Here is a 24661-nt window from a genome sequence, read left to right on the forward strand (position 1 = left end):
GGCGCGAATCGGCCAATTGGATCCTGCCGACTCCCCGGGGCGTCAGACGGCGGGTTTTAGGGTCAACCCTGCCCTTCGGGTTGAAGGGCGGCCTTCACTTTGCCGGCTAGCTGTTTCAGGCTGAACGGCTTCGGCAGGAAATAGACCTTCGGAAGTGCGGTAATTTCCTTGGCAACGGCTTCCTGGGTGTATCCCGAAATACAGACAACCGGCAGGTCCGGCATATCTTTCCGCGCCGTCTTGATCAGCGTTGCCCCGTCAACTTCCGGCATCATCATGTCGGTGACAAGCAAATCGAATTTATTCTCCGCCAGGATTTCCAATGCCGCCGCGCCAGTGCGCGCCTCCGTCACGACATAGCCCTTGCTGCGCAGGGCGCGGGCACTGAAAAGCCGCACCGGGTCTTCGTCCTCTACCAGCAGGATTTCTCCGCCGCCGGTCACATCGCTTTCCGGCCCCGCCGCGCTCAAGTCATCCTGTATTTCCGTCCCGTGCGGCGCTGCTTCCGGAATATAGAGCCGGAAGGTCGTTCCGGTTTCCCCTTCGGTCCTGCTGTCGACCGTAATGAACCCGCCCATTTGCTGGAGGCTTCCATACACCATGGAAAGGCCCAGACCCGTTCCCTCGCCAATGCCTTTGGTCGTGAAGAACGGGTCGAAGATCCGGCTGCGAACTTGGTCTGGAATGCCCGCACCGGTATCGATCACGGCAATCACCAGATACCGACCCGGAGGCGCTGTCTCGCCGCTCAACGGTGTCGGCGCGGTAAATTCGACCATGCTGGTTTCAATGTTCAATTCACCGAAGCCGTCGATCGCGTCACGCGCGTTGACCGCCAGATTGATGACGACCTGTTCCAGCTGACTGTGGTCGGCCTTGATCAAGCCCAGGTCCCGACCATGCGTCATCTTCAAGGTAACCCGTTCCCCAAGCACACGGCGCAGGAGGGACGAAATCTCCGCCAGAATGTCGGTCACATTGGTCAACCGCGGCTGTAACGGTTGCTGGCGGGAAAAAGCCAACAATTGGCGCACAAGACGTGCAGCACGCTTGGCGTTCTGGGTGATCTGCATGACATCGGCGAAAGTCTGCTCACCCTGATGGTGGCGCTGCAGAACGAGGTCGCAGAAACCGATGATGGCGGTCAGCATATTGTTGAAGTCATGCGCCACCCCGCCGGCCAATTGGCCCAGGGCCTGCATTTTCTGCGACTGGGCAAATTGCATTTCCAGACGCTTGCGTTCCGTCGCATCGAGCACATAGACCAACATGCCGCCATTGCCACCGCGGGTTTCAGCGGAACGCGAGACATGAAGCGTCAGCGAAACCTCCTGCCCCGACTCCGGTGAGACATCGAGCGGCCCCGCGGCACGCCGGTTTTCCAATTCGTCCAGCATCGCCGTGATGGCGGGCCTGTCCTCTTCCTTGAAAAGGTCTAAGAAAGACGCGCCATTCAGGGAATCCCGGCCGATTAATTGACGGAAGCTGGCGTTCACTTCGCGGACCAGTCGGTCCCTGTCCAACAAGAGCAAGCCGAAGGGCGCATTTTCGAGCGCCCGCGAGAGAACCGCCAGGCGGTCGCGAGCTTTATCCTCCGACCGCCTCACATCGGTGACGTCGCGCACTCGCCAAACGCGGAGGCCCTCACCGACCGGCACGATCTGAATCTGATAGCGTTTCGCGTCGTTGCGCGGTCCGGGGCCGCTTACCTCAAGACTACGCGCCTCATTAAGGGCCGCCTTGGCCGCTGCTTCGATTCCGCTGGGCACCGATCCGCCATCGGGCATTTCCGATATTCCGGCATCAGAGAACGCTTTGGCGAGCAGCGCGGGAACAGCCTCGGTCGGCTCTTCGCCCGGTTCGAGACCGCATAGCTGCAGGAACAGAGGGTCGAGATATCGCGGTTTGCCCGACAGACCGTCCCCGGACACTTCTTCGACGCCAACAGCTTCGTCCAAGTGTTCCAAGGCCTGGCGCAGAGCCGCCGTATTCGCCGCAGCGCGGGCGGCACCGGCACCGGCCCCAATGGGCCCGCCGCCCAAGCTTCCACCAGTAAACAAAACGAAGAGACCTAGGGCAGTCATCACGGCAAGCGTGACCGCAAGGGCGATTGTATTCGTACCCGCGCCATAAAGAACGCCGCCGACGGCGGCCATCCCCGTAACCCAAAGCGCGATCAGGATTGCGTTGCGCCGCACGTTGCTTGCCGCTCCCTATTTTGGTCCGAAAGATTAAGCCAGACTGGCTATTTCTGGGCGCCGGACATCTTGCCCTTTAGGCGCCAGACGAAGCTTATCACCTCGGCAACAGCCTTGTAATGTTCTTCCGGAATTTGCTGATCCAGGTCGCAGGTGGCGTGAAGTGCACGCGCCAACGGCGGGTTTTCTATTATTGGAATGTCGTGTTCTTCAGCCAGGTCGCGTATCCGCTTCGCCACAAGGTCCTGCCCCTTCGCGACCAAGACGGGGGCTTCCATTTCATCCGGGTTGTACGACAGGGCACAGGCGAAGTGTGTCGGGTTGGTCACCACAACATCCGCGTCCGGCACCGCTTGCATCATGCGCGTCCGCGCCCGTTCCATTCGGATCTGCCGCAGCCGGCTCTTGATCTGCGGGTCCCCTTCCTGATTCTTGAATTCTTCCTTTATTTCCTGCTTCGTCATGCGCAGTTGTTTGCGGTGCTGCATACGCTGGAAGAAGATATCGAAAACCATGATCGCAAACAGGATCGACAAGACGCCGGCGAGAATCCTGAGGATCAGGATCAGAATTTCCTGGAGATGATCTTCCGAGGTCAAACTGGGCAGCAGGTCCAGCCGGTTGAATTCCGGAATCACCAGCACGATGCCGACCGCTGCCACCACCGCGAGCTTCAGGAAGTTTTTCAGGAACTCAACATAGGTCTTGGCCTGGAAATACTTCTTCGCACCGGTAATGGGATTAATCTTACTCAGTTTGGGTTTCATCGGCTCGGTCACGATGACCCAACCGTTTTGAAGCACGTAACCCGACGCCGCCAAAACGGCGAACATGATCAAAGGCCAGGCCATGACGCCGAGGACCTCAAGCAACATATTGGTCATTGACGCGCCAAGTTCCGCAGGCCCGTACAGGAAAGAATGCGGCCGGGCGACGAAGGCCACCAAAATTTCTTTCAGCCGGCTGGCGACGAAAGGCGCCATCAATGCCAACATGATGGCCGTGCCGAAAAGCATGATCCATGTCGGCACTTCGCGGCTGGTCGGCAGTTGCCCTTTCTGCCGGGCATCCGCCAACCGTTTGCCGGTCGGTTCTTCTGTTTTGGAGTCGGCGTCGTCGTTGCTGGCCAACGGCCCGTCCGTCCTCTACACCACCGCCTGCCCGCCGCTCTTCGCGTTTGACCGGGCTTTCTACCTGGGCACCGATTTCGGACGGGGACCCGGCTTGGCGGCTGTCAGTTGAAACTGATGAACCTGGCCAATCCGTCCGAGAATTCGCCCAGGAAAGTCGTCATAATAGCCTGAATAGTGATTAACAGTACGATAAGACCCAATAGAATTTGCAGCGGCATGGCCAGGAAAAAGACTTGCAGCTGCGGCATCAGCCGAGCCAACAGGCCGAGCAGCGCATAGAAGGTCGTTCCGATCACCAGAAACGGTGAGGCGAGCTTCATCGCCAGGATGAAACTGTCGGCCACTGCGCGCGCTACCATTTGAGAAAAATCGCCGATTTCGGGCATCACGCCCGGCTGGAAAACCTGATAACTCTCAACAACGCCCGCCAGCATCACATGGTGCAAATCCGTTTCGAAGATCAGGAACGTGCCAAGCATGGTCAAAAGCACCGATTGCAGCGACCCTTGGTCGTCGAGCCCCGGGTTGAACAACAGCGCGTTGGCGAAGCCCGTGATGACGGAAATGATCATGCCCGCGGTCGACAAGGCGGCGACCATGATCCGAACCATAGCCCCCAGAAACACTCCCACCAGAATTTCCGCTGCGATCAACAGGGCAATCGCCATGATGCCAGCGGTCGGGATCGCCGGCACCTGGTCCTGAACGATTGGGGTGACGATGATGCTGAAAGACATCGCAAGCAGCAGGCGCACCTGCGGCGAAATATAGGCTTCGCCGATTGTCGGCAGAATCATGAATGTCGCGCCGACGCGCACGAATACCATCATCAACGCAAAAACTTGTATCGCGAGAAGGTCGGCCAACATGCGCCGCGAAACCTTTCGGGTCAGCCGAGCGAAATAGCCTTGTCCATGACGTAATTCATCAAGTCGGTCAAAACGCTCAACATGAAGGGAAGTAGCACCAGCAGGGACGCGAAAACGACCAGGATACGGGGGACGAAGGTCAGGGTCGCTTCCTGGATCTGCGTCAAGGCCTGGAACACCGCAATGATCAAGCCTACGACCAGCCCGACAATCATAATCGGCGCCGAAACGAGCAATGTCGCGCGAATGGCTTCAAAAGCGATATCGAGAGCTACTGATTCATCCATGATCGCAACGCGTCTAGGCCACCTGTTCAAACCTGATCGGACCCAACCTACGCCGATTCAGCGCCAGTCGACTATTACCGCCAACAACTGTCTCGAAACCCGCAGATCCGAAATGGTTGAAAGCGGGCTTCCCGGTTAAATCGGCATACGAAGAATTTGTTGATAAGCGCTGATCATGCGATCCCGAACCCGGACAACCGTGCTCAAGGTCGCCTCGGCATGCGAAATGGCGGTCACGACTTCAGTCAGGTCGGCCTTTCCGGCAATCGCATCGATCGACAGTTTTTCCGCCGCACGATTTGCGCTGACAGCGTCGTTGACGCCGGACTTAACCAGATCAAGGAAAGAGCCGCCCGCGGGCGTATCGCCCTTGCCCGCCGGCGAGGGACTCGGAAGCGGGGTGGCGTTGGCGCGGTACGCCGCTGCTGCGTCTGCGGGGTTGATTGCCATTTATCTAAAATCCAATCTATTTCCCAACTTACCCATCGAACCCTTAATCAAGCGTTAACGGGCATTGGCGGGCGACGATCCGCTGAAACAGCGAAGGCGACCAGCCTACGCGATTAGCGCAACAGGTCCAAGGTGGTTGAGACCATCCGCTTCGTGTTCTCAATCACACTGACATTAGCCTGATAGGTGCGCTGGGCCTCTAGCATGTCCATCGTTTCGATCAACCCGGTTACGTTCGGCATTTTATAATAGCCGTTCTCATCCGCGGCCGGATGGTTCGGGTCGAATTGCAGTTTGAAGGCGGACGGATCTTCGGTCACCCGGCGAACCCGGACCGTATCCAGATCGAGCTGGCGGTCCAGGGCATTCTGAAAAGTGACGACTTTCCGGCGATATGGATCACCCCCGGGGGTATCCGCCGTCGATGTCTGGTTCGCGATGTTTTCTGCGATCACGCGGATCCGCGTGCCTTGGGCCCGCATGCCTGAACCTGCTACGAACAAGGCGCCTTTAAGACTGTCGGTCATGAGTTTGTCCTTTCCCTGTCCGTCCGGTTACTGGCCGTTGCTGCCAAGCGCGGTTTTATACAGGTCGGTATATTTCCGGAATATCCTGGTCGCCAGCTGATAGTCGGCCTGTGTCTGGCCCAGCTTCATGACCTGCTCTTCCATGATCACCGCATTGTCGTCCGGCGTCACTTCATAGGGATAGCGATTGTCCTGAACCTTGTACGCGTTAGCGCTGGTCTTGGCCGCAAAGCTGGCGCCCTGGGCCGTTTCCAAAGGCAGGTTCGATTGCGTTTCGCGAAGGGCTTGCCGGAAATCCAAGGCGCGAAGATCCTGCGCCTGGTAACCTGGTGTGTTCGCGTTGGCGATGTTTTGGGCCAGGACGCGCTGACGTTGGGTCAACCAGCGCATCCGATCTCCTGTCATCGTGAACAGGGCCGTATCTTTTAACGGCATGTCTCTCTCCTCTACTCACACGGGCCTCTCCAAACCCGTGAACAACCAAGCAAGCACCGTGCCAGAACAATTTGCCGACCGGGCCACCTCATTCAGGCGGCCAACATCACTTGAATGCTGAAGTTATCGTGGCGTGATTTGAAAAAAATAACAAATAAAGTTCCGTATTCAGCAAACATAGAAACGCATAAACGATCATATTTGCTTTAGGTACCCTTTATTCATATTTGATACCTGACACTTTGAACCTCTCAAAACACAGAAATTGGCCATCTGTCCGGTTCATGCTGTAGTCTTGGCGGTGATCGAATCTCGAGATTGGCGGCTGATCGAAAATGTCCGACGACTTGGAATCAGGCAAAATCATCGACCACAAGACGGGTGCTGCCGGCAACAAGGCTGTCGCCTTGTCCCGTGGCGCGGAACGCGAGGACAAGGGCCCAACCGTCTTGGCGAGTGGAACGGGTTTCCTGGCGGACCGAATCGTTGAAGAAGCATTCAAGGCAGGCGTTGCGGTCCGCACCGACGCCGACCTTGTCGAAATCCTCTCAGCCACGGAAGTGGGCGAGGAAATACCAATTGAAGCCTTTATCGCCGTGGCTGAAATCCTGCGTTACGTGTACGAACGCAACCAGCGGACGTCCCGAGCGGAGAGCGCCGCCAGAGATGAAGACGTAGCAGCCGTCATCGGCCAAGTGTAAATGTGAGGGGGAGCCATGAACAAAGAACAAGTCGAACTCGAACTGAGGCTCCTGATTGATGAAGTAACGAAGGGCCACGAAAAGCTTCTCGCCGGGGAAGACTTCGGATTGCAGGGTATCAATCGTCGGATCGAAGCCGCCTGTCAGGCGGCTTTGGCCCTGCCCAATGAAGAAGTCGTCGAAATGCATCCCTTGATGCAGGAATTGAGGACACAGCTTCAGGACTTTTCCGCAAACCTCAATGAAGCCATGGACCGCGCCGGCATGTCTGACGCCCCTGCTTCCACCGAGGAAACCCCCGACGGTAGCGACGACAAGACGGGCGGCTGACACCATACGAATCGGATACACTGGCGTGTCTTAGGTTGCCGGGCCGCCAAACGGCACGGCGATCTCCACGGTTCGGGCCGAGATATCCCCTATTCTTATCTCCGGACCCGCCCCGCGTTTAGCCTTCAATCGGGGTCTACGCCAATGGGCGACGTTATCGATTTCGCGAGTTATCTGCGGTTCGTCGCAGCCTTGGTCTTTGTTCTCGGCCTCATCCTCGTTGCCGCCCATATTACAAAGAAGGTCATGACCGGCAGGACCTATGCCGGCGCGCGCAGCCAGGGCCGGCGCCTCGGCGTTGTTGAGGTTCTTACACTCGACGCGCGGCATCGTGTGTTCCTCATCCGCCGGGACGGGAAAGAGCATCTGATCATGACCGGACCATCCGGCGATCTTTTGATCGAAGGTGGCATCGAGGAAAGCCAGCGCCTCGTCCAGCAGACCGACGCGCAAGTAACCCCCCTACATGCCGGTACCGAAACCATGGCCGGGGAACTAAGGGCTAAGGGACAGGTATCGGCACAACAAACGGTGATGCAAAAGATGGCCGGTCTTTTCGGGGACCGAACGGCATGAAACGACTCCACTTTGGATCGTCGGGGCATGAAACCTCCACCTTGCCCCTTTTCCGCCCTCATTACCGACGTGCCCTGATATGGGGTTCGTCCATTTCCGCTGCCCTCGCCGTGGGGCTTTGGGCTGTTCCGTCGCTAGCCCAATCGCTCAATATCGATATCGGCGAAGGCGGATCGGTTACCGGCAGGCTGATCCAACTTGTCGTTCTGATGACGGTGATATCGTTGGCGCCTTCGGCGCTGGTCATGGTCACGTCATTTACCCGCCTCGTTATCGTCTTATCCTTGCTGCGGACGGCCATCGGCACCCAGCAAAGTCCACCGAATACGGTGATGATCAGTTTGGCGCTGTTCTTGACCTTCTTCATCATGCAGCCCGCATTCGATCAGGCCTATAGGACGGGGATAGAGCCCCTGATCGCGGAGGAAATTTCCGAGGAAGTCGCCTTTGAACGAACCATGGAACCTTTTCATGCCTTCATGATGCGGCACGTGCGCGAAAAGGATCTGGCCTTGATGATGGATATCGGTCAGATCAGCGCGGTTGAGTCGCCGGAGGAAACGCCGCTGCGCGCATTGGTGCCGGCTTTCATGATTTCCGAGTTGAGACGAGCTTTCGAGATCGGGTTTCTCGTCTTCGTCCCCTTCCTGGTCATCGACATGGTCGTCGCCTCGGTGCTGATGTCGATGGGGATGATGATGCTGCCGCCCGTGATGATCGCCTTGCCGTTCAAGTTGATCTTCTTCGTGTTGGTGGACGGCTGGTATCTTGTTGTCGGCAGTTTGGTTCAAAGCTTCCAGCCGGTATGACGGCAACAAGACGAATCCGTCTTTAGTGGTCGCCCTTTAGTGGTCGCTGGGGGCGACGAACTGCTCTGACAACCCCGTGTCATAGGCCAACCCTTCAGCCGTGATCGTCACCGGCGGACCGCCCCGTGCCAAGCCTTTGCGGGCAAGCGCGGCCCAAACCCCCTTGTTCGAAAACCCACTGATCTCCCTCGCCGAAACGACATAGGGGCCGATATGAACATGGTCGCCATGCGGCGCAGGCAATGACGGCAATATGACGTCGCCTGTTTCAGGGTCGCGCATTCCTTGGCCAGCCTCGTTGATCAACACCTGAACCAAAGCCAGGGTACGGAGTTGAAGCTTGTTGAGTTTTAGGGGATTGATACGCGGCGCCATGTCGAAAGCCGAACCTTATCTGTTGTCTGACCGCAACATCGCTAACGCAGATTGTCCGGTTCGGCAAATACAGCATCGGAATCAGCGTTTTGCGGAGACCGTCGCACGGCAAAATTCATCGCACATTCGTGGCAACACTTCCGGCGGCAGCCGGAATATCGTTGTAGCCGTTTAGGATGAGCAGCGTATCCACCTTCCGCCCGTCCTTCGCCAACGGAAAGTAGACCCTTTCGCTATCGACAAAGCTCTTATCCGGATGCGGCATGGGAAAACGGTCATAGATCGGCTGGCCGGTTTCGACCGCTGTCACCATGTTCGTCCTGATACGGTCGACGAAGTCAGGCATGACCGCGTCCTCAATATACTGGCCGGCTATGAAACGGCCCGCCCTGCGGTTCTGCTCGCCGCCAACAAGGCGGAACTTAAAACGGATTTCGTCGTCATGAAGAACATCAACCAAGTTCACGAACGGCATGTGTTCGGGGAAAACGGTCGGATCCACGTCCTTTTTCGACGCCAAACCTTGCGGGTTAAGCGAGCGCAAGTAGTTCCGCATCCAAAGATACTTCGGATCGAGGCCAGCAAGAACTGTATCGTCTGCAATCGTAGGATAATGCTTCACGGCTCCCGAAACTCCCTGCCAGCGGCTCCCGGTTCTGCCAGACGCCTTTTCGGTTCGGAACAAACGCTTCGACCTTCCTTTTCGGCATTATGTTAGATAAATCTAATTTGTTCTACAAGAAATCAAACCTCCGTCCAGAACCCTTTCAGCTACGGCCCTTGAACGACACGGGTGGTCCTGCGCCAAAAAATGAAGAACGCCCCCCGGAAACCGGGGAGCGCCCTTCAACGGATCTGCGCCAGCGAGAGGAGAGACGAGAGAGAGGAGAGTGCGGACGCAAATCCAAACCGGATTCGTATTTCCAAAATGCGCTGCGGCCCTGTCGGCAACGGCGCAAATACTGCCTTTCGGTCTCTCCTCCGGTTTGGGGTACGCATTTGTCGTGCGCCTCGTCCCTCCTTACCGTTTCTGCCGAAAGGCTGGATTGGTTATATCTTCGTAGCGGCGTTCCTTTCGGTGATCTCCGCGATCCGGTTAAAGCCAAGCCGCATTAGAACGGCAGGATGATATCGACGATTTGCGAGCCGTAGCGCGGCTGCTGCACGTCGGTGATATGTCCACGACCGCCATAGGACAGCCGTGCTTCCGCGATCTGGTCGTAGCTCACGGTGTTGTTGTTGGTAACGTCCTGCGGCCTGATGACACCGGCAATCTGCAACTCGCGCACTTCATAGTTCACGCGGGTTTCTTGCCGGCCATGCACGACCAGATTGCCGTTCGGCAAAATCTGAGTAACCACCGCGGCAATCCGCAATTCGATAATTTCCTCGCGGTCGATCGACCCGGTGCCCTGGTTGCTGGTGCTGCTGTCCGTCGCAAAGATGTCCGGCGGGTTCACCGCCTCCGGCAGGATACTGTCCAAAGCAGCTTCGTATCCAAGCAGCGAGTCGATATCGAGGTTTTCGTTATTCGTGCGCGCCCGCGTCGTTGTATTCTGCAACTCGGCATTGTCGTCGATATCGATCAGGATCGTGACAATGTCGCCAACCTGGTTCGCGCGTAGATCTTTGAAAAAGGCTCGCGATCCGGGGCGCCAAAGAGAATTTGGGCGCGGTGTCGCGACCGTCGGCTGCGGCATCGGCATACTGACCGGCTGATATTCCGGTGTATGCGTCGGGTTCTCGATTTCCGACAAACGCGGCTCATCGCCTACCTGCGCCAGCCGATTCAGTGCGTTGCAGCCGGTCAACATGGTTCCCGCCAACAGCACAGCGCAAAGCCGCATGCCGTATTTCTGTCTTCGTTTCCGCTCGACCTGTTTCATCATGGCCATTCTCCTTGAGGCGTTCTGCCCCGAAACCTTTCTTCCGGTTGTCCGCGCCTTATTGCAGGGCGACCTGGCTGGGCAGCGATACGGACGCTTCGCCAATCCCCGTCACCACCGCTTCGAAAACGCGGTTGCTCTGTAAATTCTGAATACGTATCACGTCGTCCAATCCACCCGATTCCACCGCGCGGCCGCGGGCAGTAAGCACCATGTTCGGCACCTCGAGCTTGACGGAGACGAGCCCGCCTTTCTTGATCAAGACGGGGGGCTGGACGGAATTGGCCCCGACCGCGCGTCCCATTGCAAGCGTCTGCTTGGCGCTTAACCCAATCAGATCAGCCGGATCCACAATCGTGTTGGCCGCAAGCCCGCCGCGCCGCATTTCAACCATTTCCACATCGCGCTCACCAATGATGTCGCCACGCAGAATCCGGCGTGCCGGGACCGGCACCTCAACCAATCGGTGGATCTGGCCCGAAACGGCAATCCGAACAGCATGGGGATTTTCCGCGGGGGCCACGACAAAGGCCGTGAAGCGGTCGGTTCGCGGATCCAACTGCAATTGGGTGATTGCGACCGTAGCCGGCTTGTCCTTCGGCACCTTCAAAGAAAGTACGCGATTGTCCAATTGCAAATCGAGCCGCTCTTCCGCGAGCTCCGCATTTCGGTGAACGATCGCGCTCAGCAATTCCGACCGTATTGCTTCCGACGGGATCACATGGGCCAGACGGGTAACAGTCGCCATATCGTAGCGCGATGTCGGACGCCAATCCAAACCAAAGGCACGGGCCACACGGCCGAGCCAACGGGCTTCAAGCGTCGAGGATTGCCCCGGTGACGGCGCCCGCGCGATCACGCGATCCGCATAAGGGCCGGCATTCTCGAACACGTCGCCAAGCATGACCCCGTCCCCAACAATGCGAATATCAGTGATAAGCCGCGCCGGCTGGGAGATTGTCGTCTCTGTTTCCGCAGCGTCCGCATCCCAGGCAGTGGCCGCGACCGCAATGGAAAATCCCGCCAGACCGAAAACCGCCGCGCGCAAGCTTGCCTGCCAGGCCTGTTTCCACCGGGGCGCATGTTCCGTTCTGATCATCATCGACATCACTGTCACCGTTTCCCTTTGGGTCCGATCAATCCGACTAGCGGATGTTGGACACCGTCTGCATCATCTGGTCGGAGGTCTCGATCACCTTCGAATTCATTTCGTAGGCGCGCTGAGCGGAAATCAGGTTGGTGATTTCCTCCACCACATTGACGTTTGAAGTTTCGAGAAACCCTTGCTGCAGGGTTCCGAAGCCGGTCGAACCGGGCGTCCCGGAAACCGGTGTGCCCGAAGCTGGGGTTTCCAGAAAAAGGTTGTCGCCAACAGCAATCAAGCCGGCCTCGTTCGGGAAGGTTGCCAGTTGGAACTGCCCGATATTCTGCGGCGCTGTCTGTCCGTCCAGGCTAACCAGGACTTCACCGCTGGCATTGATCGAGATATCGATTGCGTTCTGCGGAACAGTCAGCCCGGGATCCACCGAGAACCCATCCACCGTGACGATCTGTCCGTCGGCGTCGAGCTGCATCGATCCTGCCCGTGTATAGGCCGTATCGCCATTCGGCAGATCCACCTGAAAATAGCCGTTGCCGTTGATCGCAACATCGAGCGGGTTTTCCGTCAGCGTCAGGTTGCCCTGCTCGGTGATGCGGTAGACCGCCGCCGTGCGAACACCGAGACCGACTTGCACACCGGCTGGAACGATCGTTCCCGCATCGGAGGAATTCGACCCGACGCGCCGCAGGTTCTGATACAGCAGATCCTGAAATTCCGGCCGCCGCCGCTGGAAGGCGGTCGTGTTCAAGTTGGCGATGTTGTGGGAGATCACTTCGACATTGAGCTGCTGTGCCAGCATCCCAGTCGCACCGATTGATAGAGATCTCATTGTTCCAACTCCTACCTATGTTTTCTTCGCGGCGCCCAGGCCGGCCCGTTTCGGTTCCGTTTCAAGAACCGCGCCGGACCGTTACGCCGTCGCCCGCGTCAATTTGTCGATCATGTCGCGCATTCGGCGGTCTTCCTGATCCAGGAATGTCTTCACCCGCTTATGATCGCGCGAAATCCGCATCATCTTCGTCAGTTCGACGACCGCCTCGACATTCGAGTCTTCGAGGCTGCCTTGAACGAGCTTCGGGTTCCCGACATCGACCGGCTCTTCCTGAGCGGTGAACATCCCGTTGGCGGCGCGCCGCAACTCTCCGGTATTTTCGAAGCGCACGACCCTCAATTGTCCCAATTGACCGTTGGCGCCCGAAATCACGCCGTCCGCGGCGATGCTGATATCCGACTCACCCGGCGGAATTACAATGGGGCCCGCCTCGCCTTGAACCGCTTCGCCTGTCCCTGTGACCAGGGTGCCATCCGCATCCAACTGGAAACGGCCGTGCCGCGTGTAACGGTCGCCAAGTTCGGTATCGACGACGAAGAAACCGTCACCGCTGATAGCCACATCCAAAGGGTTTCCGGTTTGCCGGATCGGCCCTTCGTCCATTACTCGGTACTGCCCAAGATCCTGAACATAGGAAAGGCCGGGCGCCCGTCGTTGCGTATCCACCAGGAATTCCCGGAAGACCAATTTTTCGGCCTTGTAAGAGGGGGTATTCACATTGGCGAGGTTGTTCGCCGTGATATCCATTTCCCGTTCCAAGGCCGCTTGGCGCGACATCGCAATGTAGACGGAGTTCTCCATAACTCTATCCTCTCTACTCAACCCCCATGCCGGGTTACGGCACTCTCATTGGGGGATGTACTCTGCACTTCTCTCTCGCCGGACTAGGGAGCAAGGGGCGTGCCAAAAGCAAAAAGGTCAGGGTTTTTGCGGCTTTCATGAAAAAGCTACCCGCACGGCAACCCTTTGCGGCATTGGATCCGGCAGGCAATCGGCGCTGCGTTTGGATGGAACCGGGCACAAATTGCCCGCACGGCCTGTCAAATATCCCGGCTTGTGGGGGTTTCGGGTCAAGTCAGGTAAATCCAGCCCAGCCGCCTACGGTATTACAGGGTGATCTCTTTACATGGCCTGATAATTATTTGCCTTGATTGTAGATTTGCACGATTTCCTTTAGTCTTACTGGGTAAATCATGGTGGGGTGCAAATTGCCGAGCGGTCGGCATACGACAGGTGGACGGGATGTATTCTTGCCGCGTGTGATTGTGCATCCACTTTTTCCAGCCGCGGTCATGGTTGCGCCCATGACAGGTTCGGCGTTCAGGTTTTGGCGAATATCGGGCGGAAATTTTAGGCCATGAGCGAAGAAGTCGAAGACGGCGAAGGCGAAGAGGGCGGCAAAAAGAAGGTCGGCGGAAAGAAGCTGGTCCTTTTCATCGTACTGCCGATTCTGATCCTGGTGGGCGCCGGCGCCGGACTGTATTTCAGCGGCATGCTGGATTCACTGCTCGGTGGCGAGGAACAGCACGAAGGCGAAGAACACGGCGAGGAGCATGTGGAAGAACCGGCGGTCGCGACACCGGGTTTCTATCTGGAAGTGCCGGAAATGCTGGTATCTCTGCGCTCTTCGGGACGAAAGCAGCAAATCCTGAAACTGCGGATCAGCCTCGAACTGGCCGGCCCTGAAGACCAGGCCGCGATTGAGGCATTCATGCCCAAAATCGTCGACAATTTCCAAGTTTTCCTCCGTGAATTGCGAGTCGAGGAATTGGAAGGCAGCCAAGGCCTATACCGGATAAAGGAAGAGATGCTGGCGCGCGTGAATCAGGCCGCCCATCCTGTTAAGATCAAGGATGTTCTTATCGGCGACATGCTGATTCAATAAGGCCGCAATGCGAGCAACACGCGCCAAAGTCTTGAATTGGCCCGTTTGTTGCGGGGAATCCGGTACACTGGACCGGAATGATTTGAACCGAGTGGTTTGAAGATGAGTGACGAAGAAGATATCGCCCGCGACATGGAAGCCCCAGCCGAGGACGGCGAAGATGGCGAGGATGATGCGCTTGCCGAAGAATGGGCGGCGATGGCCGACGACGATGACGATATGGGCGGCGGCGGCTCAGCGCGTGTTCTAAACCAAGACGAAATCGACAGTCTTCTGGGATTCCAGGAAGGTGACGACGACGGCGCGCAATCCGGTATCGAGGCAATCATCGATAGCGGCATGGTGTCCTACGAACGCCTGCCGATGCTCGAAATCGTGTATGACCGTCTGGTCCGCATGATGTCGACCAGCCTGCGCAACTTCACCTCGGACAACGTAGAAGTCAGCCTGGACAACATCACCTCGATCCGGTTCGGCGACTACCTCAACTCCATTCCGCTTCCGGCCATGTTGACCGTCTTCAAGGCGGAGGAATGGGACAATTATGGCCTGATCACTGTCGATAGCTCGCTGATCTATTCCATCGTCGACGTGCTGCTCGGCGGACGCCGTGGAACGGCGGCAATGCGGATTGAAGGCCGGCCCTACACCACGATCGAACGCAATCTGGTAGAGCGGATGATCAATGTCGTTCTGGCGGATCTCTCCGCCGCGTTCGACCCGCTCTCTTCCGTCACCATGCGGTTCGACCGCCTAGAGACGAACCCCCGTTTCGCGACCATTGCACGGCCCGCGAACGCCGCAATCCTGGCCCGTTTGCGGATCGACATGGAAGACCGTGGCGGCAGGCTTGAATTGATGCTTCCCTATGCGACTCTGGAGCCGGTGCGCGAGTTGCTGCTGCAGATGTTCATGGGCGAAAAGTTCGGCCGTGACTCGATTTGGGAAAACCACTTGGCGACGGAACTTTGGTTCACCGACGTGCCGATTGAGGTTGTTCTCGACGAAATGCAGTCCACTTTGGGCCATGTCCTGGAGTGGGAAAGAGGCACTTTCCTGCCGCTTTCAGCCACGCCGCGGTCGGAAGTGACGCTGCGTTGCGGCGCTATACCGATGTTCACCGGGCATATGGGGCAAAAATCGGGTAACATAGCGGTCAAGATTGAAGGAAAGGCGGAGGCCGATTCATGATCCTACCCGAACTGTCGCTGGTCCTGGACATATTGATTGCGTGTCTGCTGGTGGCGGTAATCGTCTATGCCCTGCGCTTGAACAAAAGCCTGTCCGTGCTTCAGCAAAGCAAAAGCGAGCTGGAGAAGATGCTGAAAAGCTTCGGCGACTCTACCGAGAAGGCCGAACAGGCGATCCAACGGGTCAAAGAGGCATCGACGCAGAACCGCGATTCCCTGAACAAATTGTTGAGCGAAGCGGAAACCTTGCGCGAAGATTTGGCGTATATGATTGAACGCGGCAATAGCCTGGCCGACAAGTTGGAAGGCGGTATTGCGCAGCATCGGCCTGGAACCGAACGGGACGGATCCGCTGTCGGCGAACAGGATGGTGACATCGAAACCGCCATGCGTGCGGCCCGCCAGGCCGCATCCGCACCAGGTAAGGAGTCGCGGAAGGCATTAGCGGTGAAGCCCGAAGACCGGGCGCGCGGCGGCACCGCAAAGTCGACCCTGCCGGCTACAACCGGGGCCGAAGGCGGCACGGAACAAGGCAAGGACAATACCGGCAAGGCAAAGTCAAAATCCGCGTTGTTGCGGGCGTTGCAAGGAATGCGGTAGCGACCCCATATATAGAGGGGATCGCAATGCGCAGAGCATGGGACAATGAGATTAGGTTTTAGAATCCTGCCGGTAACGATTTTCGTGGCGGCAATTATGCTCACGGTGAAGGTCGGGACCATTTGGCAGGCAGTCAGCGAAGGGCGCCCCTTGGCCGGCGCACCGGTCGAGGCGCAGAAAGCGCTTGCCCAAAACGAGAGTGAGACACCGCCGTCGGAAAACGGGACCAGCGGCTTCGATACGTTCAACGACGAACTGCCGGAAGGCTCTGTTGCCGCCGAAACGACGGAAGAAGACGACAAACTGGCCGATCTCACGTCCTTGTCGCCCGGCGAGATACGCCTGCTGTACGATCTGTCCAACCGACGCGACGATATTGCAGTCAAAGAACGCGAGATCTCTGAGCGCGAGGCCCTTCTGAGGGCGGCTGAAGAGCAATTGCTGGTCAAACAGCAGCAATTGGAGCGAATCCGCGAGGAAATCCGTGGCCTGGTCCAAGAATACGATCAGGAGCAGGACGCCGACCAGGAGCGACTGCGCAACATCTACTCGGCCATGAAACCAAAATCAGCCGCTGCGATCTTCAATGAATTGGAGTTGGAGACACTTGTCGGTGTCCTGCGCGGGATGAGCGCACGGAAGGTTGCGCCGATCATCGCGGCCATGACCCCGGACCGCGCCCGAATCCTCACGCGCGAATTGGCGGAAAGAACCGACCTGCCGCAACTACCGAATTGACAATAATAGCTCTCGAATCCGGTTAAAGTGGAAATAGTTAGGCCAAATGGGCCAATCAGGAATTGACCCATCATTTAGAGAGTCTTAACTAAATCCTGCGATAGTCTGGGGAGGAACACGGGGCTGGGCTCGCATTTTGTTCTGAATGGTATAGGGATCCCGGCACAGTAAGCGTAGAAAATGTCCACTTCCGAGACACGGCTGTGGGTTTTCGTCTAAGCTTATGGAACAAACGGGACACGAACGGACGGAGTGATTGCATGGCTGTCGATCTGAACATGCAGGTCTTGATTGTCGATGACTACAAGACGATGCTGAGGATTATTCGAAATCTCCTCAAACAGCTTGGCTTCAACAACGTCGATGAAGCGATGGACGGAAGTGAAGCGCTGCAGAAATTGCGCGCGAAAGACTATGGATTGGTCATTTCCGACTGGAACATGGAGCCGATGACGGGCATCCAGTTGCTGCGTGAAGTCCGGGCGGACAAACGGATGCAAGATCTGCCGTTCATCATGATCACCGCGGAAAGCAAGACGGAAAACGTCATCGCTGCGAAGCAGGCCGGTGTAAGCAACTACATCGTGAAGCCCTTCAACGCCGCGACCTTGAAGCAAAAACTGACCAGCGTGCTCGGTCCGTTCTAATTAACATTGCCACTGTGCAGCGGGCTCGCGGGCATTTCCTACGCCTGTGGTCCGCGCTGATTCATCATCGATACATCCACGATGAGTTTCGGCGGCCACAGCCCGGCAAAGGTTGATGCGGGATTACGCCGGGCAGACACCGAACAGAATCCGGGCAGCTTGGATAGGCTGTGGATTTTGACCCGGAATCAACGCTAGAATCAGTCCGTTAGACGGCGCGTAACCGCCATGCGGCAGGCGCGCCGGAAAATCCGTGCCGGACACAAGCTTTCGAAGAGCTTCCGGCGGCGGACTTTTTGCATTGCCGAACCGGTGTAGTTCGAAACCGGCCCGGAACGAGGCGGAACGCGTGGCACAGCAAGACCAGTACATTGATGAGCAACGGCCGGTACCCGATACCGGACCGATCATGTTTCTGAGCTTGTTTCTTCTGCTTCTGGCCTTCTTCATCCTGCTGACGGCGATATCCACGTTGGAAGAAACCAAGTCGCGGCGCGTGTTGACCTCGGTCGCGGCCACCTTCAAGTCGCGGATCATCCCGGATAACACCGCCCAAATCCTGATTTCAACCATCGGTCCGGTGCCTGAACCCGAAGAGGTCATCGACGATGTCGAGCGCCTTTGGATCACGGCCATCCCGATCGCCCGTGTCGAATCCCTCACCCGTGGCAGAACCCTGCAATTGACCATTCCCGCGACGGAGATATTCGTCGGCGGAGAAGCGACCTTGCGGGCAGATCGCAAGGACCTGCTGCGCGCCACGGGATACGCCTTGGCCGCACGCCTGGAAGGATTTACCGCCCAACTGCGTTTCACCATCCCCGTCGACGGCCTTGAAGCGGTCACCCCGGCAACCGCGGCCGACATTGGTCGCTTGGAGGAGGAACGGGTCGGCGCGGTGATATTGAACCCCGACGATACCTCGGAACCGACGGCGGATCCGACGACGGACGAGACCTCGCCAAACCGAAATATGCTTCCCTTCGCCCGCGCCACTGCCTTTGCACGGGCCCTGGTCGATGCCGGTGCCCCGCCCGACGGGATCGCCGTTGGCGTTGCCGAACGGCGCAGTTCGCGCATCCGTTTGCGCTTCGACATCATTGAAAACGGCCGGGCAAACATTTCCTTCGCCGAAGACGGCAATGCCGCCGAGCCTAGAAGCCAGCTGTTGCCGCCGGCGGACACGGAACTCATTGAGCCGGTCGGCGGCGCCGAGCAGCAGCAACCCGAAGCCGCGGAATCGGGCACAACCGAAACAGACGCGCCACCCGAAGCCGTGTTACGGGATGCCTTGGAAGGCGCACCGGTTCTATTTGAAGGAACCGCCCAATGATCGATCCGGGCTTCAACGCCGAACAGAAAGATACTGTCGAAAAATCACCCGCTTGGCTGGTCAGCATGGGCGACGTCACGGCCCTGATGCTGACCTTCTTTGTCATGCTGTTCTCGATGTCCTATGTGAAATCGGAGCGATGGGATGAAATCATCAGCCTGTTGAACCGGACTACGGAGCCGTCGGAAATCCAGAAACCAATTCCGACAAGTGATCGAGCCATCCCCTCGGTGGAGGTTCTCGCGGGGCTGTCGACAGACTATCTGCATCGTATTCTTCAGGAAAAACTGTCCCGCGACCCGATCTTGGCCAGCGCGCGGATAACGCCCTTGGAAGACCAAGTCGTGATTTCCCTACCCAGCGACGCCTTGTTCGCGTCGGGATCCGACGAACTGGGGGAAGAAGCGAAATTGGCCGTTCGGGAATTGGCGGGCGTGCTGTCACAGGTCGGCAATCAGGCGGAGATCGTCGGTCATACGGACCCATTGCCACCTGCAGAGGGGTCCTATCCGTCGAATTGGGACCTTTCGCTGGCCCGCGCCTTGCGCGTGGCGAACGCGTTGACCGAAGCCGGCTATAAAGGAAACTTCGCGGCGATCGGGATGGGCGATTCCCGGTTCAGGCATTTGGACCCAGGCCTGACAGAAGAACGTCGGTATGAATTGGCACGACGGGTCGATGTCGTGCTTCGTTCGGAAGCCGGGGGGCAATAAGTGAGCAGGCGCTTCCCCTATTACGCCACGTCATCCAATTTCGCTGTGATAAGCCGAAGGTTTTCCAAAAACCTTCTTATGTCCGGTGTGTTTGCGGCCGCTTTGATCGGATCGGCTCTACCTGCCCTTTCCCAAGAGACCATCGGAACGCGGGCAGGCGTCCATCCGAACTTCGGTCGGATCGTATTCGATTGGCCCCGTCAGGTCGGATACGAGACATCCGTGGCAGGCAATGAACTCGTCATCCGGTTCGACACACCGCTGCAGACCGATTTCACGCCCGTTCTGACCAATCTGGGCGATTACGTACAAGGGGCGGTGATTGAACCAGATGGACGAACGGTCCGCCTAACGCTTGCCCGCCCGGTTACCGTAAACGGGTTTCGCAGTGGCACCGCCATTGCCATCGACATGCGCACCACGGCAGATACAGAAACCGCCGCGCAAACGGCGACTGCGCCGGATATCTCAGTCCGTGTCGGCGAACACCCAACCTATACCCGCATCGTTTTCGATTGGACGGAACCTACCGACTATACAGTTTCGAACGAAAACGACTCCATCACGGTCCGCTTCCAACGCCCGGCCACTATTGATACGGCCTCCGTCGCAAGCCGCCTGCCCCAAGGATTCGGCCGTCCACGCAGCGGCACCCGCGGCGGAGAGACTGTGTTCATTCTGCCCATGCCGCAGGGGACTACCGTCCGCGACTTGGTATCGGATTTCAAAGTGGTCATCGACCTGACGCCGGGCGATGGACCGTTGCCCACCGAGGTCGCTCAGCCAAACGACCTGTTGCCGGAACCCGCCAAAGCCGAGGCACCGGAGGATCAACAAGCATCGCAAACAGCGGAATCGGCAGACGAACCTTCCACCGTGGAAAACCCCGGTGCGACCACCGAAGTGCCGGCGGACCAGGAAACGACTGCGGCCGAGGCCCCGGCAAATGCAGAGGTTGCCACAGCGGAACAGCAAACCGGGACATCCCCCGAACCGGTGCCCGATGAAGCACAAGAGGAAACCGCCGAGGCACCGGCGGGACCGGTAAACCTCGCCCCGCCCGCCGATCAAGCGGAGGCAGTGGCGGAAGAAGAAGCCCGCAAGATACTGGAAGCCGAAGACGCGCGGGCCGCCGAGGAAGCAGCAGCGGAAGCCGCCGCTTCAAACGGCCCTCCACCCGATGAGACGCAGCAAGCAGCCACGGAAGAGGCAGCGGAACCGGAACTGCAGACCAGGGTAAAAACCCCCGAACCGGCGCAGCAAGGCCCTGTGACCGCTGAACAATTGGCGACACAGCAGGCGTTGGAAGAAGGAACGATCCAATTCCTGCGTGACGGGTCCGGCCGCCAAGTCACGCCGGACGGACCAGCGCCGGTCAGTTTCTCCTTCGACTGGCCAGATGAAGTGGGTGCTGCGGTTTACCGGCGCGGCGAAAATATTTGGGTGGTGTTCGACCGACATGCGCAATTGGACCTGATCCCTCTGCGTGAACAAGGGGCGCCCTTGCTCGACCGGGTAGAGCAATTGCCGATTTCGGGCGCGACCGTTCTGCGCATGCGCGCCGACCCAAGCGTGAACCCGGTGGTAAAACTGGAAGGGTTCACCTGGGTCGTCGACTTCCGCCTGCAACCCTTCCCCCCCCGCGTTCAGGCTGAAATCCGGGCTGAAGCAGACCCGGATATCGGGCCGAAGCTTTTGTTCCCAACGGCAAATCCCGGAAGCCTCATCACCGTTCCGGACCCCGATGTTGGCGATACGCTTCTGGTCGCCACCTATCGCGACCCCGGCGTCGGCGTGAACGGCACGCGGACATATCCCGAATTCAGGGTGCTTTCCTCCGCGCAGGGTGTGGTGGTCGAACCGCAAGGCGACGATGTGCTGTTCGAGCGCAGTTTCGACGGCTTTACTGTTTCGGGCACCGACGGCCTGCATATTTCCGCCGTTTCCCCGGAAGCGCCTGTCAGCACGGCGCAGAGTTTCTCGGCCCGTCGGTTGTTCAATTTTCAGGACTGGGTGCGCGGCGGCCCCGGCGACTATCTTGCCGGGGAATACGCATTGCTGACCTCGGTAACTGAAGTACCGGAAGAAAAGCGGAACGACGCGCGGCTCGACTTGGTTCGCTTCTACGCGGCGCGGGATCGCGGCGCGGAAGCAACTGGGGTGATGGCTGTCGTCGAGTCGGAAGAGGAGTCCTATTTCAAGAAAGCCGATGCCCGAGCCCTTCGTGGGGCGGTCCGTGCGCTGAACAACGATCTTGAGGAAGCCCGTACGGATTTGAGCGATCCGCGCCTGGACGGGTTTGCCGAGGCCGCCCTTTGGCGAGGCGCCGTCTTAGCAAAACTTGGGGATTGGAAACAGGCAGCGGACCAATTCAAGGTCGCCGATTCCATCCTGCGCGACTATCCCTACCCCTTGAAGGCGAAGCTTGGGCTCCTGCGGGTCGAGACTGCCTTATCGACACGCGATTTGCGCACCGCCAGCAGCTGGCTCGACGAATTGGATGTGGCCGTTGATGAATTGAGCCGCGGCCAATACGCGGAATTGCGGTTCCATCAGGGCCGCGTGGCGCATGCGAATGACGACTTGGACCTTGCGAAAGACTTTTGGAACGAATTGATAGAAGGCGACGATCTGAAATACGCCGCCCGCGCCGAATATCTGATGATCAATGTGGAACAGCGCCAGGGCGACATCACCGACGACGAGGTGATCGATCGGTTGGAACGGCTGCGGTTCAAGTGGCGCGGTGACGGTTTCGAGTTCAACGTGCTGCGCCGCCTGGGTCAGGTCTATATCGACAAGGGCGATTATTTCAACGGGTTGAATACCTGGCGCCTCGCGGTGACCTATTTCGCCGAAGATCCGGCGGCCAAGGAACTGGCCCAGGATATGACCGACCTGTTCCGCCGTCTCTATATCGACGGCGAAGCGGACAAGATGCCGCCACTGCGCGCCTTGGCATTGTATGACGAGTTCAGGGAATTGACGCCTTCCGGCGCCGAAGGCGATCTGTTGATTGAGCTTTTGGCCGCCCGATTGGTCGATGTGGACCTTCTTGAGCGCGCGGCCAATTTGCTGGAGCAGCAGGTCGAATTCCGGCTTCAAGGCGAAGAGCGCGCGCGGGTCGGCGCGAAACTCGCCTTCATCAAAATCCTCGACAACGACCCACTGGGTGCCGTCGAAGCCCTGACCAAGACTGAATTCCCGCAAATCACGCGGGAGCTGGAGGACGACCGCCGCCGGCTGCAAGCAAAAGCCAATTACGAGTTGGACCGCGACGATGAAGCGGTCAAATTGCTCGCTGGCGATACCAGCATGGATGCGGACATTCTGCGCCAGGACATTTACCGCAAGGCAGAAAACTGGACGGAAGCGGCGAAAGTCCTGCAACGCCTGTCTGGTGATCCGCCGGAAGAGGGCGAGGAGATTCCCGAGCGGAACGCTCGCCATGTGGTCAATTGGGCCGTCGCCCTGAAACTGGATAAAGATGAAGCGGGTCTGGCCCAGATCCGGGATCTCTACGGACCGGCCATGAACATTTCGCCGTTCCGGGACGTCTTCAACTATATCGTCGCGCCGAATGATCAGGGCGGCGCCAGTCTGCAGACCAGTCTTCAGCAACTGGCCGGCGGTGACGGTTTCAACGCCTTCATGGAAAACTACCGCGACCGGCTGTTGACCCCGTCCTTGAACGCCGAGGAACAGCCCCCGGTCACAAGCGGCCAGAACAATCTGAACCCTGCCTAGGCATTTTCGTTCAAGAGTTTCAGCGTGGCGGAGGCCATGACTTTCATTGACGTCACCATGGCATCGACCTCGATATACTCATCGGGCTGGTGCGCAAGGTCGAGGATCCCTGGTCCATAGGCGATGCAGTCTTTCAATTGGCCGATCCGGAAAATGTGCTTTTGATCGTAGGTACCGGGCGAGCAGATTGTTTCCGCGGGACGGCCGAATTGACGCTCTATCTCTTCAGCGACGGCGCGGACGACCGGGGCATTCTCATCGGTCAAGGTCGGTTCGAATTCCATGATATCCCGCACGTCATATCTGAAGCCATCACGGGTTTTCGTTAGGCGGTCGAGGATGGCCAAGATCTCACCCTTCACCTGGTCGAGGGGTTCCTCGATCAGAAAACGCCGGTCCAGAATCATCGAACAGAGATCGGGCACAAGCGAGCTGGGCAGCCCATTGAAATTGTCCGGCAGGCCGCCATGCATCGAAGCGATATTCAACGTGGACTGCTTGGCCCCTTCGGGCACGACAGGCATCTCCGTATGGCGGTTCTCCAAAGCCGGATAAAGTTCGGTTTCAAGGGCATTGAGAAACGCGCCCATATGGCGCACGGCACAATCCCCCAGGAAAGGCATCGAGCCATGGGCGATATGCCCATGCGTCTTCACTTCGGCCCACCAGACCCCGCGGTGACCAATGCAAACCCGATCCACATTCAGCGGTTCCGGAATGATGACATGATCGACGCGTGGGCGGCTGAAGAACCCTTTTTCCGCAAGGTAGGCGACGCCGCCATAGCCGCCCGTTTCCTCGTCGACAGTCCCGGAAATCTCTATCGCGCCCGGGAAATCCAACCCTTCCTGCAGGATCGCTTCCACCGCGACCATTGCCGAGGCGATACCGCCTTTCATGTCGCAGGTCCCGCGTCCGTAGATTTTGCCGTCTTCCAATTCGGCACCGTATGGGTCTTTCGTCCAGCCCTCCCCGGGCTCGACCACGTCTATATGGCCATTGAAATGGACACAGGGGCCCGGGCGGCTTCCTTGAATCCGCGCGACGATATTTGTGCGGGGGTGCTTGTCCGAATCGCCGGGCGTGCCGACACCACGTTCATAGACGACATCGAAGCCGGCCTTTCGCAGCCGCTCGCCCATCAATTCCGCGCAGGGCGTATAGGCATCCCCCGGCGGATTGACCGTCGGGATGCGGACCAAGTCCTGCGTCAGCGATACGACATCGTCGCGCAAATCATCTATGCGTTTGAACAGGCTTTCCAAAGCGAACCTCATGCTATTCCTTCAACCATGGTC

The 24661-nt window shown here is 58.2% G+C and carries 26 protein-coding genes; 12 read left to right on the forward strand and 14 right to left on the reverse strand.

The annotated features are described in order from the left end of the window. Window positions 1-62: 62 nt before the first annotated feature. The 7 genes from EOI86_RS17400 to flgB form a co-directional block, all read right to left on the reverse strand. Window positions 63-2198: a response regulator gene (locus EOI86_RS17400; protein WP_127766640.1), complete on the reverse strand. Its 2136-nt coding sequence runs from the start codon at window positions 2196-2198 to the stop codon at window positions 63-65. A gap of 47 nt (window positions 2199-2245) precedes the next feature. Next, entirely contained in the window at window positions 2246-3328 is a 1083-nt protein-coding gene (gene flhB, locus EOI86_RS17405; protein ID WP_127766642.1) for a flagellar biosynthesis protein FlhB, read from the reverse strand. 104 nt (window positions 3329-3432) lie between these two features. Next, on the reverse strand, window positions 3433-4200 hold the full coding sequence (locus EOI86_RS17410) for a flagellar biosynthetic protein FliR (protein WP_127766644.1): 768 nt from the start codon (window positions 4198-4200) through the stop codon (window positions 3433-3435). A 20-nt stretch (window positions 4201-4220) separates the two neighbouring features. Further along, complete coding sequence (gene fliQ, locus EOI86_RS17415) at window positions 4221-4487, reverse strand: flagellar biosynthesis protein FliQ (protein WP_127766646.1); 267 nt, start codon at window positions 4485-4487, stop codon at window positions 4221-4223. Window positions 4488-4622: 135 nt separating this feature from the next. Then, on the reverse strand, window positions 4623-4937 hold the full coding sequence (fliE, locus tag EOI86_RS17420) for a flagellar hook-basal body complex protein FliE (RefSeq protein WP_127766648.1): 315 nt from the start codon (window positions 4935-4937) through the stop codon (window positions 4623-4625). Between the two features lie 113 nt (window positions 4938-5050). Continuing rightward, window positions 5051-5464 carry a flagellar basal body rod protein FlgC gene (gene flgC / locus EOI86_RS17425; RefSeq protein ID WP_127766650.1) on the reverse strand — a complete coding sequence of 138 codons (414 nt, stop codon included), beginning with the start codon at window positions 5462-5464 and terminating at the stop codon, window positions 5051-5053. A 27-nt stretch (window positions 5465-5491) separates the two neighbouring features. After that, complete coding sequence (flgB, locus tag EOI86_RS17430) at window positions 5492-5899, reverse strand: flagellar basal body rod protein FlgB (protein WP_127766652.1); 408 nt, start codon at window positions 5897-5899, stop codon at window positions 5492-5494. 335 nt (window positions 5900-6234) lie between these two features. On the opposite strand from flgB, the gene EOI86_RS17435 reads away from it, so the two are divergent. From EOI86_RS17435 to fliP, 4 genes are all read left to right on the forward strand, one after another. Beyond that, entirely contained in the window at window positions 6235-6600 is a 366-nt protein-coding gene (locus EOI86_RS17435; protein WP_127766654.1) for an EscU/YscU/HrcU family type III secretion system export apparatus switch protein, read from the forward strand. Window positions 6601-6615: 15 nt separating this feature from the next. Further along, entirely contained in the window at window positions 6616-6930 is a 315-nt protein-coding gene (locus EOI86_RS17440) for a hypothetical protein (RefSeq protein ID WP_127766656.1), read from the forward strand. 144 nt (window positions 6931-7074) lie between these two features. Next, the gene (locus tag EOI86_RS17445; protein WP_127766658.1) at window positions 7075-7506 is read left to right on the forward strand and encodes a flagellar biosynthetic protein FliO; all 432 of its coding nucleotides are present in this window, start codon (window positions 7075-7077) and stop codon (window positions 7504-7506) included. Beyond that, complete coding sequence (gene fliP, locus EOI86_RS17450) at window positions 7503-8315, forward strand: flagellar type III secretion system pore protein FliP (protein WP_127766660.1); 813 nt, start codon at window positions 7503-7505, stop codon at window positions 8313-8315. Before EOI86_RS17445 ends, fliP begins: the two co-directional genes overlap by 4 nt. Before the next feature lie 36 nt (window positions 8316-8351). Here the strand turns inward: fliP and EOI86_RS17455 are convergent, their stop codons facing one another. From EOI86_RS17455 to flgF, 6 genes are all read right to left on the reverse strand, one after another. Then, window positions 8352-8690, reverse strand: a complete 339-nt coding sequence (locus tag EOI86_RS17455; protein WP_127766662.1) for a hypothetical protein — start codon at window positions 8688-8690, stop codon at window positions 8352-8354. Between the two features lie 115 nt (window positions 8691-8805). Then, the gene (locus EOI86_RS17460) at window positions 8806-9312 is read right to left on the reverse strand and encodes a PAS domain-containing protein (RefSeq protein WP_127766664.1); all 507 of its coding nucleotides are present in this window, start codon (window positions 9310-9312) and stop codon (window positions 8806-8808) included. Window positions 9313-9802: 490 nt separating this feature from the next. Continuing rightward, entirely contained in the window at window positions 9803-10579 is a 777-nt protein-coding gene (flgH, locus tag EOI86_RS17465) for a flagellar basal body L-ring protein FlgH (protein ID WP_127766666.1), read from the reverse strand. Window positions 10580-10634: 55 nt separating this feature from the next. Then, a complete protein-coding gene (flgA, locus tag EOI86_RS17470) occupies window positions 10635-11684 on the reverse strand; it encodes a flagellar basal body P-ring formation chaperone FlgA (RefSeq protein WP_127766668.1) in 1050 nt (349 codons plus the stop codon). Between the two features lie 37 nt (window positions 11685-11721). Next, window positions 11722-12507: a flagellar basal-body rod protein FlgG gene (flgG, locus tag EOI86_RS17475; protein ID WP_127766670.1), complete on the reverse strand. Its 786-nt coding sequence runs from the start codon at window positions 12505-12507 to the stop codon at window positions 11722-11724. Between the two features lie 81 nt (window positions 12508-12588). Further along, window positions 12589-13311: a flagellar basal-body rod protein FlgF gene (gene flgF, locus EOI86_RS17480; RefSeq protein WP_127766672.1), complete on the reverse strand. Its 723-nt coding sequence runs from the start codon at window positions 13309-13311 to the stop codon at window positions 12589-12591. A 556-nt stretch (window positions 13312-13867) separates the two neighbouring features. Between flgF and EOI86_RS17485 the strand changes: the two genes are divergently transcribed. The 8 genes from EOI86_RS17485 to EOI86_RS17520 all read left to right on the forward strand — a co-directional run bounded on the left by EOI86_RS17485 (window position 13868) and on the right by EOI86_RS17520 (window position 23363). Beyond that, window positions 13868-14395, forward strand: a complete 528-nt coding sequence (locus EOI86_RS17485) for a flagellar basal body-associated FliL family protein (RefSeq protein WP_127766674.1) — start codon at window positions 13868-13870, stop codon at window positions 14393-14395. 132 nt (window positions 14396-14527) lie between these two features. After that, entirely contained in the window at window positions 14528-15586 is a 1059-nt protein-coding gene (fliM, locus tag EOI86_RS17490; RefSeq protein WP_420810100.1) for a flagellar motor switch protein FliM, read from the forward strand. Then, complete coding sequence (locus EOI86_RS17495; protein ID WP_127766678.1) at window positions 15583-16185, forward strand: DUF6468 domain-containing protein; 603 nt, start codon at window positions 15583-15585, stop codon at window positions 16183-16185. The genes fliM and EOI86_RS17495 overlap by 4 nt, the downstream gene beginning before the upstream one ends. A 45-nt stretch (window positions 16186-16230) precedes the next feature. Then, window positions 16231-16923, forward strand: a complete 693-nt coding sequence (locus EOI86_RS17500) for a MotE family protein (RefSeq protein ID WP_127766680.1) — start codon at window positions 16231-16233, stop codon at window positions 16921-16923. A gap of 260 nt (window positions 16924-17183) precedes the next feature. Continuing rightward, window positions 17184-17570, forward strand: coding sequence for a chemotaxis response regulator CheY (locus EOI86_RS17505; RefSeq protein WP_127766682.1), 387 nt, complete (start codon window positions 17184-17186; stop codon window positions 17568-17570). A 349-nt stretch (window positions 17571-17919) separates the two neighbouring features. After that, window positions 17920-18903 carry a hypothetical protein gene (locus EOI86_RS17510; RefSeq protein ID WP_127766685.1) on the forward strand — a complete coding sequence of 328 codons (984 nt, stop codon included), beginning with the start codon at window positions 17920-17922 and terminating at the stop codon, window positions 18901-18903. Beyond that, the gene (locus tag EOI86_RS17515; RefSeq protein WP_127766687.1) at window positions 18900-19616 is read left to right on the forward strand and encodes an OmpA/MotB family protein; all 717 of its coding nucleotides are present in this window, start codon (window positions 18900-18902) and stop codon (window positions 19614-19616) included. The genes EOI86_RS17510 and EOI86_RS17515 overlap by 4 nt, the downstream gene beginning before the upstream one ends. Continuing rightward, window positions 19617-23363: a tetratricopeptide repeat protein gene (locus EOI86_RS17520; RefSeq protein WP_127766689.1), complete on the forward strand. Its 3747-nt coding sequence runs from the start codon at window positions 19617-19619 to the stop codon at window positions 23361-23363. Here EOI86_RS17520 and EOI86_RS17525 read toward each other — a convergent pair. Then, a complete protein-coding gene (locus EOI86_RS17525) occupies window positions 23360-24640 on the reverse strand; it encodes an acetylornithine deacetylase/succinyl-diaminopimelate desuccinylase family protein (RefSeq protein WP_127766691.1) in 1281 nt (426 codons plus the stop codon). The genes EOI86_RS17520 and EOI86_RS17525 overlap by 4 nt on opposite strands. Window positions 24641-24661 lie beyond the last annotated feature (21 nt).

Origin of the sequence: Hwanghaeella grinnelliae (assembly GCF_004005845.1) — a bacterium.
Lineage (GTDB): Bacteria > Pseudomonadota > Alphaproteobacteria > UBA8366 > Aestuariispiraceae > Hwanghaeella > Hwanghaeella grinnelliae.